Origin of the sequence: Sporosarcina sp. Marseille-Q4943, assembly GCF_943736995.1 — a bacterium.
Taxonomy (GTDB): Bacteria; Bacillota; Bacilli; order Bacillales_A; family Planococcaceae; genus Sporosarcina.
This window is the reverse complement of the sequence record NZ_OX031157.1, coordinates 1,938,158-1,950,749: the sequence shown is the minus strand read 5'-3', so window position 1 is coordinate 1,950,749 and position 12,592 is coordinate 1,938,158. Positions and strand designations below refer to the sequence as shown.

The 12,592-nt window shown below is 47.3% G+C and carries 14 protein-coding genes; 1 reads left to right on the top strand and 13 read right to left on the bottom strand.

Annotated elements, in window-relative coordinates; genetic code table 11:
• Nucleotides 1-61 precede the first annotated feature (61 nt).
• On the bottom strand, nt 62-2,023 hold the full coding sequence (gene metG, locus NIT04_RS18810; protein WP_252505015.1) for a methionine--tRNA ligase: 1,962 nt from the start codon (nt 2,021-2,023) through the stop codon (nt 62-64).
• A gap of 478 nt (nt 2,024-2,501) precedes the next feature.
• On the opposite strand from metG, the gene NIT04_RS18805 reads away from it, so the two are divergent.
• Nucleotides 2,502-2,777, top strand: coding sequence for an AbrB/MazE/SpoVT family DNA-binding domain-containing protein (locus NIT04_RS18805; RefSeq protein ID WP_252505014.1), 276 nt, complete (start codon nt 2,502-2,504; stop codon nt 2,775-2,777).
• A 56-nt stretch (nt 2,778-2,833) separates the two neighbouring features.
• Here NIT04_RS18805 and rsmI read toward each other — a convergent pair whose 3' ends face one another.
• The 12 genes from rsmI to NIT04_RS18745 form a co-directional block, all read right to left on the bottom strand.
• Nucleotides 2,834-3,712: a 16S rRNA (cytidine(1402)-2'-O)-methyltransferase gene (rsmI, locus tag NIT04_RS18800; protein ID WP_252505013.1), complete on the bottom strand. Its 879-nt coding sequence runs from the start codon at nt 3,710-3,712 to the stop codon at nt 2,834-2,836.
• Nucleotides 3,690-3,977 (bottom strand): GIY-YIG nuclease family protein, encoded by a 288-nt coding sequence (locus tag NIT04_RS18795; protein WP_252505012.1) that lies wholly within the window; start codon nt 3,975-3,977, stop codon nt 3,690-3,692. Before NIT04_RS18795 ends, rsmI begins: the two co-directional genes overlap by 23 nt.
• A complete protein-coding gene (locus tag NIT04_RS18790; protein ID WP_252505011.1) occupies nt 3,961-4,710 on the bottom strand; it encodes a tRNA1(Val) (adenine(37)-N6)-methyltransferase in 750 nt (249 codons plus the stop codon). The genes NIT04_RS18795 and NIT04_RS18790 overlap by 17 nt, the downstream gene beginning before the upstream one ends.
• 62 nt (nt 4,711-4,772) lie before the next feature.
• Nucleotides 4,773-5,132 carry a DNA replication initiation control protein YabA gene (gene yabA / locus NIT04_RS18785; protein ID WP_060205993.1) on the bottom strand — a complete coding sequence of 120 codons (360 nt, stop codon included), beginning with the start codon at nt 5,130-5,132 and terminating at the stop codon, nt 4,773-4,775.
• A gap of 13 nt (nt 5,133-5,145) precedes the next feature.
• Complete coding sequence (locus NIT04_RS18780; RefSeq protein WP_252505010.1) at nt 5,146-5,973, bottom strand: stage 0 sporulation family protein; 828 nt, start codon at nt 5,971-5,973, stop codon at nt 5,146-5,148.
• On the bottom strand, nt 5,966-6,970 hold the full coding sequence (holB, locus tag NIT04_RS18775; RefSeq protein ID WP_252505009.1) for a DNA polymerase III subunit delta': 1,005 nt from the start codon (nt 6,968-6,970) through the stop codon (nt 5,966-5,968). The genes NIT04_RS18780 and holB overlap by 8 nt, the downstream gene beginning before the upstream one ends.
• Before the next feature lie 45 nt (nt 6,971-7,015).
• Nucleotides 7,016-7,456, bottom strand: coding sequence for a YaaR family protein (locus NIT04_RS18770; protein ID WP_252505008.1), 441 nt, complete (start codon nt 7,454-7,456; stop codon nt 7,016-7,018).
• Between the two features lie 20 nt (nt 7,457-7,476).
• The gene (locus tag NIT04_RS18765; protein WP_060206001.1) at nt 7,477-7,806 is read right to left on the bottom strand and encodes a cyclic-di-AMP receptor; all 330 of its coding nucleotides are present in this window, start codon (nt 7,804-7,806) and stop codon (nt 7,477-7,479) included.
• Nucleotides 7,807-8,060: 254 nt separating this feature from the next.
• On the bottom strand, nt 8,061-8,693 hold the full coding sequence (tmk, locus tag NIT04_RS18760; protein WP_252505007.1) for a dTMP kinase: 633 nt from the start codon (nt 8,691-8,693) through the stop codon (nt 8,061-8,063).
• A gap of 12 nt (nt 8,694-8,705) precedes the next feature.
• Nucleotides 8,706-10,127 (bottom strand): aminotransferase class I/II-fold pyridoxal phosphate-dependent enzyme, encoded by a 1,422-nt coding sequence (locus tag NIT04_RS18755; RefSeq protein ID WP_252505006.1) that lies wholly within the window; start codon nt 10,125-10,127, stop codon nt 8,706-8,708.
• A 99-nt stretch (nt 10,128-10,226) separates the two neighbouring features.
• Nucleotides 10,227-11,372 (bottom strand): ABC transporter permease, encoded by a 1,146-nt coding sequence (locus tag NIT04_RS18750; protein WP_252505005.1) that lies wholly within the window; start codon nt 11,370-11,372, stop codon nt 10,227-10,229.
• A gap of 12 nt (nt 11,373-11,384) precedes the next feature.
• Nucleotides 11,385-12,581 carry an ABC transporter permease gene (locus NIT04_RS18745; RefSeq protein WP_252505004.1) on the bottom strand — a complete coding sequence of 399 codons (1,197 nt, stop codon included), beginning with the start codon at nt 12,579-12,581 and terminating at the stop codon, nt 11,385-11,387.
• Nucleotides 12,582-12,592: the final 11 nt, after the last annotated feature.

The window sequence follows — 12,592 nt, the reverse complement described above, 5'->3', positions numbered from 1 at the left end:
ATCGGTTAAAAGATAAAGACGGCGTCTCTATAAGAAACGCCGTCTACTGCCTTTACTGCATTTACTTCACTTGCGCACCGTTTTCCAATGTCGGATCTACTGTCGCCAACTTGAGAACTCCATTGGATTTTCCAGCTAATATCATCCCTTGTGACAATTCGCCACGTAATTTTACGGGTTTTAAATTTGCGACAACAATTACTTTCTCGCCAATCAGAGCTTCCGGTTCATAATGCTCGGCGATGCCCGAGACGACTTGCCGCTGTTCGTACCCCAAATCGACTTGTAGCTTCAATAGCTTGTCCGCTTTCGGCATCTTTTCATATGCTGTCACGGTTGCAACACGCAAATCGACTTTCATGAAATCATCGATCGTGATCTCTTCTGTTTCCTCTTCGGCTTTGACAGGCTCTTCCTCCTGCTTTTCCTGCGGCGCTGTAATTGCCATCTGATCACGGATATAGACGATTTCTACTTCCGGATCTAGACGAGGGAAAATCGGAATCCCCTTCTCCACAACTTTCGTCCCTTCAGGAATTGCCTCAAAATTACCTAATGTGTCCCATGCAAGCATCGTTTTATCCAACCCGAGCTGTTCGATGATTTGAATCGGCGCCTTCGTCATGAACGGCTGTAAGAGAACTGCAATTTGGCGGAGCGATGCGGCAAGGTGAGCCATGACGGACGCCAATTTCCCTTTGTCCGATTCATCTTTCGCAAGAACCCAAGGAGATGTTTCATCAATATATTTATTCGTACGGGAAATAATGGTCCATAGCTCCGAAAGGACGACGCTAAATTGCATCTTCTCCATTGAAGCTTCATATTTTTCAATCGCGTTTGCCGTGAAGTCACGCAGAACACTGTCGAATTCCGTCGGCTCAAGCCCTTCAGTCGGTATGACGCCGGCGAAATATTTATTGATCATGGATACTGTCCGATTCAACAAGTTGCCTAGGTCATTGGCCAAGTCGTAATTCGTCCGCTCCACGAATGATTCAGGGGAGAATGTCCCGTCTTGTCCGAACGGCAATTCCCGAAGGAGGAAATAGCGTGTAGCGTCCAAGCCGTAACGCTCGACAAGCATTTCAGGGTAGACGACATTCCCTTTCGATTTCGACATTTTACCGTCTTTCATCATGATGAAGCCGTGGGCGAAAACTTTTTTCGGCAATGGCAGATCAAGCGCCATGAGGAAAATCGGCCAATAAATCGTATGGAAGCGGACGATATCCTTCCCGACGACATGCACGTCTGCCGGCCAGTATTTCTTAAATAACGATTCATCATCGGAACCGTACCCGAGTGCCGTAATATAGTTCGTCAATGCATCGACCCACACGTAAATGACATGTTTCGGATCTCCAGGTACTTTAATGCCCCAGTCGAATGACATACGGGATACGGATAAGTCTTCAAGCCCCGGTTTGATGAAGTTATTGATCATCTCATTTTTACGGGATTCCGGTTCGATGAAATTCGGGTTGTCATTATAAAATTGCAGAAGCCTGTCTGCGTACTTTTGCATATTGAAGAAGTATGACTCCTCTGAAACCCTTTCCACTGGGCGATGACAGTCCGGACAATTGCCATCTTCAAGCTGAGCCTCTGTGAAATAGGATTCACATGGGACACATTTCCAGCCTTCATACTCGCCTTTGTAAATGTCGCCATTATCGAGGAATTTTTTGAAAATCTTTTCGACGGCCGCTTTGTGGCGTTCCTCCGTCGTTCTAATGAGGTCATCATAAGAGATGTCCATCGTTTTCCATAAATCGATCGCGATATCCGCGATTTGATCTACGTATTGCTGCGGCGGAAGACCTTCTTCTTCTGCCTTCTCCTGGATTTTCTGTCCGTGCTCGTCCATTCCTGTTAGGAAGTGCACGTCATATCCACGCAATCTTTTATAGCGGGCCATCGCATCCGAAGCAACGGTCGTGTAAGCAGTTCCTATATGAAATTTCCCGCTCGGGTAATAAATAGGAGTCGTAATATAAAAAGTTTTTCGTTGTTCAGCCACCAAAATACCTCCTGTGTTTCAATCTATACTAACCATATTACTTAAATTTCAACAAAAGTGCTATGTAGACACGCATAAAATCGTTATTAGACGGATAAATCCCTTGAAAAAAGCATAAATCGTCTAAAATGCTCATAAACACGCTCAGGTACGCATAAGCGCATAAAAACACTCATAGACCGCTCCAACTGCGCATAAACGCAATCATTCGCTCGTTTTCAAATTTCCTTATTAATGCTCAATTCATCTATCGCTTCTATTTCCCTAATATCTCTCATTATTGGCTACTTAATACCCCACAGACTTAGAGAATCCCAAACATCAAAAGTCCCGTTTTTTAAAAAAATCTATTATTCTACACATAATAATCAGCGAGATTTATTGACGTTAAATGGAAGACTTGGTATGATATTTGATAGACAAGAGAAATATGTCGAATTTTGACGAAAATTTAAATCGTTTAGGAGGAATTCTTGTCATGAAATCTACAGGAATCGTTAGAAAAGTCGACGAACTTGGCCGTGTTGTCATTCCAATCGAGCTTCGTCGTACCCTAGGAATTGAGCAGAAAGATGCTTTAGAAATCTATGTCGATGATGACAAAATTATCTTGAAGAAATACATGCCAAATATGACTTGTTCCATCACAGGTGAAGTGTCCGACAATAACTTGCAACTTATTGATGGAAAGCTGATTTTAAGCCAAGATGGTGCTAGACAACTCATTAAAGAGATCGAAGAGAAGATAAAATAATATTATCATCGCAATAATAATATGAATCCAGAACGAATAATTGTTCTGGATTTTTATTATGAATTCCTATTCACATGGTACTCCTGGTAGACATCCCTTTTGGACATTCCTCTTTCCGCCGCCACTACCTTGATTGCTTCCTTCGATGAAACGCCTTCCTTCTCGATCACCATCTCTACATGAGAATCGATGCTTATATCATTCCACCATTTTTCAGTCTCTTCTTCCATATCCTCATTCCCTGCTATGACGATACAAAATTCCCCTCTAATTTCATTTGATTCCACCCAAGAAAGGGCTTCCTCAAGCGTTCCCCGGAGGAACTCCTCATACCGTTTCGTCAACTCCCTAGCCAACACGACTTGACGGGATCCGCCAAATGTTTCCGCCAGAGCCTTGACCGTTTCCTTCAGACGATGGGGAGCTTCATACAGAAGCAATGTCTCCTCCTTTTGCTTGAGCTTCCGTAATTGCTCGTTGCGTTCCTTTTTCTGCCTCGATAGGAATCCGAAGAAGGAAAACGGCTGCGTCTGAAGTCCGGAAGCGACCAATGCACTGATGGCAGCGTTAGCTCCGGGGACCGGAACGACATCGAAACCTTCTTCAATCGCTTTCATAGCAATATCATTCCCCGGATCTGAAATGCATGGCATCCCGGCATCACTCACCAAGGCGACCGTCTTCCCTTCCGCCAATAAAGACAGGATTTTCTCCCCGCCTTTCTCGATATTATGCTCATGGTAGCTCATGAGAGGTGTTTTTATATCGAAGTGGTTGCAAAGCTTGATCGTGTTCCTCGTATCTTCCGCAGCTATCATATCCGCTTCCTGCAAGATACGGATCGCACGGAATGTCATGTCCTCCAAATTGCCGATCGGCGTTCCGACAAGAAATAGCTTTGCGGAACCTGCTTCAACGCTTTTCTGTGATTTCATTCATACTTTGCCCCTTCCTCATATAACGTTCCTTTGCCAACCGTGTCAATTGCTTGAACTGATATTCAGCCTGCATCGCGGCCCGCTTCGTTTCATAGCTTTCCTTGTAGATGAGACGAACCGGAAGCTTAGAACGCGTATATTTTGCGCCCTTTCCTTCATTATGGGTACGGATTCGCTTTTCCAAATCATTTGTATAGCCCGCATAGTAGGAGCCGTCATTGCATTCTAGGACATAGAACAGATGCTCATTCGTCTTGTCCATATAATAAATGCCTCACTTCTTCGGTATACTGCCCGTCATTGCCATATACGTAGAGAGGCGGCAGTATTCTCAAATCCGGCTTGCCGTCCTTTATTCCTTCAATTAATAATGTGTTTGCCTCTTTGCCTTCCTTCGGGTATACGAAACGGATCCTTTTCGGTTCAAGCCTGTTCGCACGCATTGCCGTCACAATATCTAGCAGCCTGCCGGGCCGATGGACGAATGCCGCTTTCCCGCCTTGCTTCAGCAGCTCACTGGCGGACTGTACGGCTTGTTCAAGCGTTAGTCGGATTTCATGCCTTGCAATCGCGACATGCTCCTTCAAGTTTTTCTCACTCGCTTCGATAGCGGGGAAATAGGGCGGATTGCAAGTGACTGTGTCATATTTTTCAAAGCCGATTTTCCTAGCAATTCCGATCACATCGTCATTCAAAATTGTTATCCGATCATCTAATCCATTATAACCGACACTTCTTCGTGCCATATCCGCAAGCCTCTCCTGCAGTTCAACCGCAATAATGTCAGCATTTGTCCGTGCACTTAGAAAAAGCGGGATTGCCCCGTTGCCTGCGCATAAATCGACAATTTTACCCGAACGGATCGGTACATACGCGAATTTTGCTAGCAGGACGGCATCGAGCGAAAATGAAAAGACAGAGGGGCTTTGAATGATTCGCAAGTTTTCCGCTAGTAAATAGTCCAGCCTTTCGTCTTCTTTCAATAAATCCTCCAATGTATTCTCCTCCAGTCAATAGAAAAGAGCCGATGCCTACATAAGTATAGGATCGGCTCATCTTAAGCATTCTGTTTGCTCAGGAAGGATAGGCAGAACAAGCAATCTTCCCCTTTACGACTGCTTCCGTAATGGACATTGCAGACGTGATATCCTTCATTATATATCCTGGCCAGGTTGTCCACCCCTTCGCCGATATCGACTCTGTGGGGCTTCTCAGGCGGCCGTTTTTCATCCATCAATTGAGTTTTGTCAGTCAATTCTTCAAGCCGCGTCCGGAGATGATGGTTTTCCAGTTGAAGTGAGTGGTTCTCTTCCGTCATCTTCGCGACAAATCCAATAAGTTCCCGGAATTGCTCATGCATGGCTTCGAGCTGCTGCTCAAACTCCATCACTCTGTCGAGAAAGTTCCCTTCTTTCAACTATTTCACCCCATCATTTCGTCAATTGAGCTACCGAGCTTTTTCGACTCTCTATTTCTTCCCATGAATATTCCAGGACCTGCTCCTGATCTGCCAAATTCACTTGCAAAATTCGCTCGAGTAAATTCAAGCCGACCACTTTCCCTGGCCCTTCAGGTGTCTGAACTCGCTCCCCGATATCGGGCATAAGGGCTTTGGCCTCTTCATATTCATCATTTTCGTATTTCAGGCAACACATGAGGCGGCCGCATAATCCGGAGATTTTGGATGGGTTGAGTGACAGGTTCTGATCCTTCGCCATCTTGATGGATACAGGTTCAAAGTCGCCCAGGAATGTCGAACAGCAGAGCATTCTTCCGCACGGTCCGATTCCTCCAAGCATTTTCGCCTCATCACGGACGCCGATTTGACGCAATTCGATGCGTGTTCGGAAAATAGCGGCAAGATCTTTTACGAGATTCCGGAAATCGACCCGTCCTTCCGCTGTGAAATAAAAGACGATCTTATTGCGATCAAACGTGTATTCCACATCGACGAGCTTCATGTCCAGCTCATGTTCCCGTATCTTCTCGACACATTTACCGAATGCCTGCTCAGCATCCGCACGGTTTTCATCCACTTGGATCTGGTCTTCGACAAGCGCCTTGCGGATGATTTTCTTAAGTGGCAAGACGACGTCATTTTCATCGACTTCCCTCACAGGACTAGCGACTTTTCCGTACTCGATTCCCCGGGCTGTTTCGACGATGACATAATCACCGACATCAAGCGGATAATCGAGAGGATCGAAATAATATATCTTACCCGCTTTTTTAAAGCGGACACCTACAACTTTATACAAGCGTTAACCCCTCCTGCAAATTGAGCACCAGCTGTTCCATTAAAAGCGTGCGGTTCATATTGCCGTACAGCTTTTTCTTCGCTTGTAGAATCGCTTCCATATTGGCCGATAGCCGGCTGTAAGTCATCTTCATCGATAGACCACGGAAAATTTGCTGCTGATCGGGAAACGTCAATTCCGATTGCAACCCGGCTTTCATCGAGACGATATCACGGTACGCATAGAGAAGCAAGTCAAGACCACGTTCCACGTCTTCCTTCTCTTTCATTGCCGGCAACCATTCCGATTGGATGAATAGAAGCGCTTCATTTACATTGCGATCTGATGCTTCAATCAATTTTAACACTGTCTTTCGCATGTGTGCAAATTGATCATTCTCCGCAAGCTGTTTCGCTTGCTCGATATCCGCTGTCATCATCGTAACCGTCGCAGCCATTGATGCGGTAATCCCTGCATCGGTCAATTTAGCAATCATCTCTTCCCTCCGCGGGGGAAGGAAGCTGACGCGCTGGCATCTGGATTGGATCGTCGGAAGAATCGACTGATAGGAATCGGTCAGAAGTATTGCTGTCACTTCCCCTTCAGGTTCTTCCAAAAACTTCAGCAGCGTATTGGCAGCTGCCACATTCATCCGGTCTGCGCGGGAAATGATATACATTTTACGTCCCGGCTCATACCCTTTTCGCGTCATTTTCATAATCAACGAAGACATCTGCTCTTTCTTGATGTCTTGTCCATCCGGTTCAATCTTCGTCACATTCGGGTGATTTCCTGACGCAACCCGTCTGCAATTGCGACATGTTTCACATGGAACAGCATTTTCAGGCTTTTCACAAAGCAAGAGCTTCGCAAAATGGACGGCTGCCTCTTCTTTTCCAGTGCCCGCCTCGCCATCAAATAGATACGCATGGCCAATCCGGTTATTCCGGTAGGTCGCTTCCAGTCTATCGATGACGGCCTTTTGCCTTCGCTTGATGCCATTCTCCGTGCCTTCCATGCTTGCTTGTACCTCCTTGCTCCAAAAAACGTGTAAATACACGGGTCATCTATATATATTGACGAGGAGTCCTTTGATCTCCCCAATTTTCCCTAATAACTCGACAGACGTCTGTTCGTCATCCAATAAAGCTTCCGCCAATTCAATGAGCTTCTCATCAATCGTCTGGACAATCTTCAATCTTCGTCCTTCGCCGAACTGATTCCACGTATGAGATTGTTTCAACCCCATCCCAGATTCAACCGACTCCTTCAGAAAACGTCGGACGAGCATTTTGAACTTTGCCATATCTCGTAAATTCCGTGAACGGGCAAGACGGTCCCCTGCCGAAGAAATGTCTCCAAGAAGTTTTGTAATCTGTTCGCCGTGCAAGCGTTCTTCCTGTTTCAGAACCATTTGACCGAACCGGGCGTTCCCTTGCGTCGAGCGCAATGGATCATTCCTGAGCTTATCGGGCCCGGTCCGGTACTCTCCATTCACTTTCATTTCTACATCACCTCATTTCATCAAAAATGATGAAATTGTTCAATCGGCAAGACAAACACCGTCGCGCCGCCCACTTCCACTTCTACAGGGTATGGGATATAAGAGTCGGCATTGCCGCCCATTGGTGAAACAGGAGCGACCATCTGATCGCGCGAACGGCAATTTTCACGAATCAATTCTAAAGCTTTCGGAACGAGGCTATCATCCGTTCCGATGAGGAAAGTCGTGTTCCCCGACCGCAGAAACCCTCCAGTACTGGCTAGTTTCGTAGCACGAAAGTCATTTTTCGTCAAAGCCGCAGACAAGCGGTTGCTATCTTGGTCCTGTACAACTGCCACAATCAATTTCACGGTACCCTCTCCTTTTAGCTTTTTATATTATATTGCCATAACTGTTGATTTCCACTCCGGGCGGACGCTTTCCGTGGGCGTCGCTTCAGCCTCCTCACTACGCTTCGCTTCGTTGCGGGGTCTTCAACTGACGCTTTTTCCACAGGAGTCGCCGCCCTGCGTTCCAATCAACATAACATACTTATTAATAAACAGTCGTTTTCCAAGTCGAGAAGCTAAAAGCCCCCTACTACATTATATCATGAAACCTGTTTTTAAATGAGTTGAGAACTTATAATTTTCCAAACATTTTCAGTTACTTCTGACAACGGCTTGCTTGCGTCTGTACTGACGATGCGGTCTGGGTACTGTCTCAGCAGCAATTGATAGCCTTCGTAAACTTTTTCATGGAACTGCAATGTTTCATTATCCAGACGGTTTTGCTCCCGTCCGTCGTTTTGCGAAATCCTCCGCAACCCTTCTTCAGGCGAAATGTCGAAATAAATGGTTAGATCCGGCATTGTCTCCCCAATCGCAAATGCGTTGATGGACATCACTTCGTCCATCCCGAGCCCACGTGCATAGCCTTGGTACGCAAGGGAGCTGTCGACGAAACGGTCGCAAAGGACGATTTTCCCTTCCTTCATTGCCGGGATGATCTTCTCGACGAGATGTTGACGGCGGGCTGCCGCGTAGAGGAGTGCTTCCGTCCTGCCATCCATCTCTTGATGCTCGTTGTCGAGGATGATGTTGCGGATTTTCTCCGAGATACGGATGCCTCCCGGTTCGCGGGTAAGGATCGATTTTTTTCCTTCCTTCTCCAGTCTCTTATATATTTCTGCAATCACAGTTGTTTTTCCTGCACCTTCGGGACCTTCAAAGGTAATAAATATCCCTTTATTTAACATAGTATGCCTCCGTCAATCGATGATTACTTGTATTTGTCTATCATTTGCCCGAATGGCTCCTTGAAATTTCGCATTCATTTGCAAGTATTGTAAAAGCGACGTGACATGCCGCTCCGTAACTGTTTCCCCTCCGATGAGCAGCGGGATGCCAGGCGGATAAGGAATAATGGAAGCTGCCGCCACATGACCGACAGACTCTTCAATCGTTTTCCATTCAGTGTCTCGCCCAAGAAGTTCTTGCGGGAGATAAGTCAGCGTAGAGAGCCCTTTATCTTCCGGAATCGACTCATTGATTTCCTGCCCTCTCTCGATCGGCAAGCTGGCCACCGCAATGGCAATCTTTTGCACGCTTTCATTGAATGGGTACTCTATACCCTTTTTCAGCAACGGCAGAACGAGTAGCACTTGGAACGGGTCGGCAAGTTCAGCAAAAATACCTTCCGCTTCAAGTCTTGCAAGCAGTTCAAACCCTGTATAGCCCTGAACTCGCAGCAATAGCTTCAATGGATCGTCCGTTTCGACGATTTGCAATGCCGGAATGGTAATCAGGTTGTCGATGAAGGTTTGGCGATTTTCCAAAAAATCGGCTTGGTCTTCCTTCGTATAGGACTCGGCATACGCCCGTGCATCATCGAGGGACGCCATAAGCAAATAGGACGGACTGCTCGATTGGAGCATGCCCAAATAATGCGCTATCCTTTCAGGCGAGATGATTGTCGACCTCATATGTAAAAACGATGCCATCGTCATAGCGGGCAATGTTTTATGGGCAGAATGTACAACGACGTCCGCCCCTAGCTCCAATGCGGATTGCGGAAATGCGCCTCCTGCGACAAAATGGGCTCCATGCGCTTCATCCACCAAAACGGGAATTCCCTTTGAATGGCTGAATTGAATGATGTCCGCAAGCTCTGCCCCTGCCACACCATAGTAAGTCGGATATGTCAGGACGACCGCCTTGGCATGAGGATAGGCTTCAATCGCCTCCTTCACCCGTGCAAAACGGACAGCACCCGGCGTATTCGAATGGGCATCCCATGCGGGTGACACAAAGACCGGCTTGGCGCCCGTCAATTCAATCGCATGGAAGATCGATTTATGTGCATTCCGCTGCACGATGACCGTGTCGCCGGGTCTGCATGCCGCGTACATCATCGCCAAATTGCCGACCGTTGAGCCGTTGACGAGAAAGAAGCTCCGGTCGGATTGATACAGAGCCGAAAGCCGCTGCTCCGCTTTAAGGATCACTCCAGACGGCTCATGCAAATCATCCAGCCCTTCCAATTCCGTCATGTCGTATTGCAACACGGATTGCATTTCTTCCGGTAAGCCGGACAGTAAACCGTTTTTATGTCCTGGGACATGAAAGGAGATCGGCCGCTTTTCCTTGAATTGGCTCAGTGCTTGAACAAGCGGTTTTGTCTGTTCATTCATTACGATTCACACTTCCTTTGTCTCCATTATAAAGGAAGTCGCATAACTAAGGGTGAAAACTCCTTCTAGGAAATGAAAAAAGCCGAGGGGGACCCGGCCTTACACATATCTCATTCTCGACAATCCGATGGAAAGGAACACAGCGGCAAAGCCGAGCAATACGAAGTTTGACGTCATGATATCTCCGACAGCGCCGCCTTCCATAATGAGCTCCGTAAATCCTTCCATTGCCCACGCCTGTGGGACGAAATTGGCGATTTTCTGCATCATGTCCGGCACCATGCTGATAGGCCAATAGACGCCGCCAAGCATACAAGTCGAAATGATTACTAATGTGCCGATCGCATTTTGCTGCTCAGCCGTCTTTACAAAGCCTGCGATGGCAATGCCAAGTCCGACGACACATAGGAGCAGCGAAGTGATCAGGGCTAACAAACCAATTGGATCTCCCCACTCTACGCCGAACAGGACCGAGGAAAGGACGATGAGAAGGAAAAACTGAATCCACCCTACGAGGAAAAATGTAAGGAAATAACCGGCCAGTATTTCTATTCTCGTAGCGGGTGTCAGGAACAATCTCGACCAGATTCCCGTCTGCCTCATCTCAATCAATATACCTGTCATGGATAGCATCATCATCATGACAAACATGATGGCAAATCCTGCCGAGCTGTACGAAATACCGGTCATTCCAGCCTGCCGAGAAATTGAGCCTTGCTCGGTCCATGCATGGATCTGGCCGTCATTCGCGGTAAGTCTGTCAAAGATTGATTCCCAGTCTTCCTGCAGATAAAAACTTCCTACCTGTGCTGCTGCAAAATAGATGTCGATGCCTTGAATGGTTCGAATGATCTGTTGTTCAATCAAGGGTGCAGCCGTCGTTCCTGGCAAAAACTGAAGATGGATGGCCTGCTGCTTACTTAGAAACTTTTCAGCAACGTCTTTTCCGATTGTGACTACCCCTTGCACTTCTTGCCCCGCGAGCATTTCCTTCGCCTGTTCCTCTCCTACCGGTTCGAATGTGATCATTTCATTCGTCATTAGCCGCTTTACGACCTGTTCTGAGAAAGGGGTCCGGTCTTCATCGACAAGCGCTAAACGCCATTTCTTCTCCGAGCCTGATCCGAATAACGCTCCGAAAATGAAAGTGAATAATAGCGGCATGGCAAACATCATGACGTAAGCCGATCTCTTTTTAAATGTCCGTTTCATTTCAAATAGACAAATCGTTGCAATCCTCTTCATCATCCACCCCTCCTATAACGAATGAAGCTTTAATCTGAACGAACCGACTAAGGTCGCTATGCCGCCAATAAGCAGCAACGTTCCCGCAGGCAGCCATAGAGCAGACCAGGCTGTACCGGACATGACGGACGTGAAACCTGTCAGCGCCCACGAATTCGGCGTCAATAACGCGATATTCCGTAAAACTTCCGGAAATACCGATAACGGCAACATCGAGCCGCCAAGCAATGCCAAAATTTGAATCCCCATGCTTCCGACAACGTCTGCCATTTTCTCATCCGTCGTAAAGACGGCCATCACCATTGACAGGCCGGAAACAGCGATGCAGTAACAGACGGCGATAAAGAATGTCTGCAAACTGTTCGTGCCCCAGTCGACCTTCAATAGATAATGTGTAACCGTCATGAAAATGGTGAACTGGAAGAAAGCGAAGAGGAATGTTCCAATGAACTTCCCAATAAGAATGGAACGGACAGAAGTCGGCGTCATTATTAGCCTTGCCATCGTCTCTGTCTGTCGCTCCTTGTGGAATGACTTTCCGCCTGTCATTGCATTAAATAGAAGGAACATTGCCGCCATCGCAGCGGCATAGTATTGCATCGCGCTCACTGATTGTTCCCCGACGGATGTTTCCTCCACGTAGTCCCTCGGCTCATTTATAATCGACTGCATCGATTCGGCAATCCGCTCGTGCAACGACTGCATATCTACCTCTCCACCAGCTGCGGAGATGGTAGCCGCCTCTGTCATCAGAAGCTCCGTCGAAACGGCGACGGCGTCCGCTGTCTCGGCATACGTGTCAAAAATCTGCCGGATGATTGTTGCTTCGGATTCGTGTCCAGCAGCCGGTAAAATGACCGCACGCCCTTCACCTGATGCGTCTCCCCAATCGGACGGGATAAGTACTCCCACATCCACTCGCCCTTTCTCCATCCATTCATGCAGCTGTTTCTCCGTCGATGCCTGCTCCACTGTTATGGCGAGCGCTTCATCTTCCAGTGAACGGAGGATAGATGTCGCCCACGCATTCGCGCCGTTCGAATAAACCCCCAATACCGTTTCAGGCATCCCTCCCCCTCCCATGACTCCTTTCAGCGCGGAACCGAGTATCGCTGTCAACACGATCGGCATAACAATCATCATGAGCAGCGCTTTCCGGTCCTTTACGAGGATTTTGACGTCTTTACCGGCAATCAATAGGCTCTTCATTCCGCCCACCC

Bases quoted from the DNA above. Each gene is read 5' to 3' on its own strand.
- NIT04_RS18805 (WP_252505014.1), top strand. From the start codon at position 2,502: ATGAAATCTACAGGAATCGTTAGAAAAGTCGACGAACTTGGCCGTGTT.
- rsmI (WP_252505013.1), bottom strand. From the start codon at position 3,712: ATGAAATCACAGAAAAGCGTTGAAGCAGGTTCCGCAAAGCTATTTCTT.
- NIT04_RS18795 (WP_252505012.1), bottom strand. From the start codon at position 3,977: ATGGACAAGACGAATGAGCATCTGTTCTATGTCCTAGAATGCAATGAC.
- holB (WP_252505009.1), bottom strand. From the start codon at position 6,970: ATGGAAGGCACGGAGAATGGCATCAAGCGAAGGCAAAAGGCCGTCATC.
- NIT04_RS18770 (WP_252505008.1), bottom strand. From the start codon at position 7,456: ATGAAAGTGAATGGAGAGTACCGGACCGGGCCCGATAAGCTCAGGAAT.
- tmk (WP_252505007.1), bottom strand. From the start codon at position 8,693: ATGTTAAATAAAGGGATATTTATTACCTTTGAAGGTCCCGAAGGTGCA.
- NIT04_RS18755 (WP_252505006.1), bottom strand. From the start codon at position 10,127: ATGAATGAACAGACAAAACCGCTTGTTCAAGCACTGAGCCAATTCAAG.
- NIT04_RS18750 (WP_252505005.1), bottom strand. From the start codon at position 11,372: ATGAAGAGGATTGCAACGATTTGTCTATTTGAAATGAAACGGACATTT.
- NIT04_RS18745 (WP_252505004.1), bottom strand. From the start codon at position 12,581: ATGAAGAGCCTATTGATTGCCGGTAAAGACGTCAAAATCCTCGTAAAG.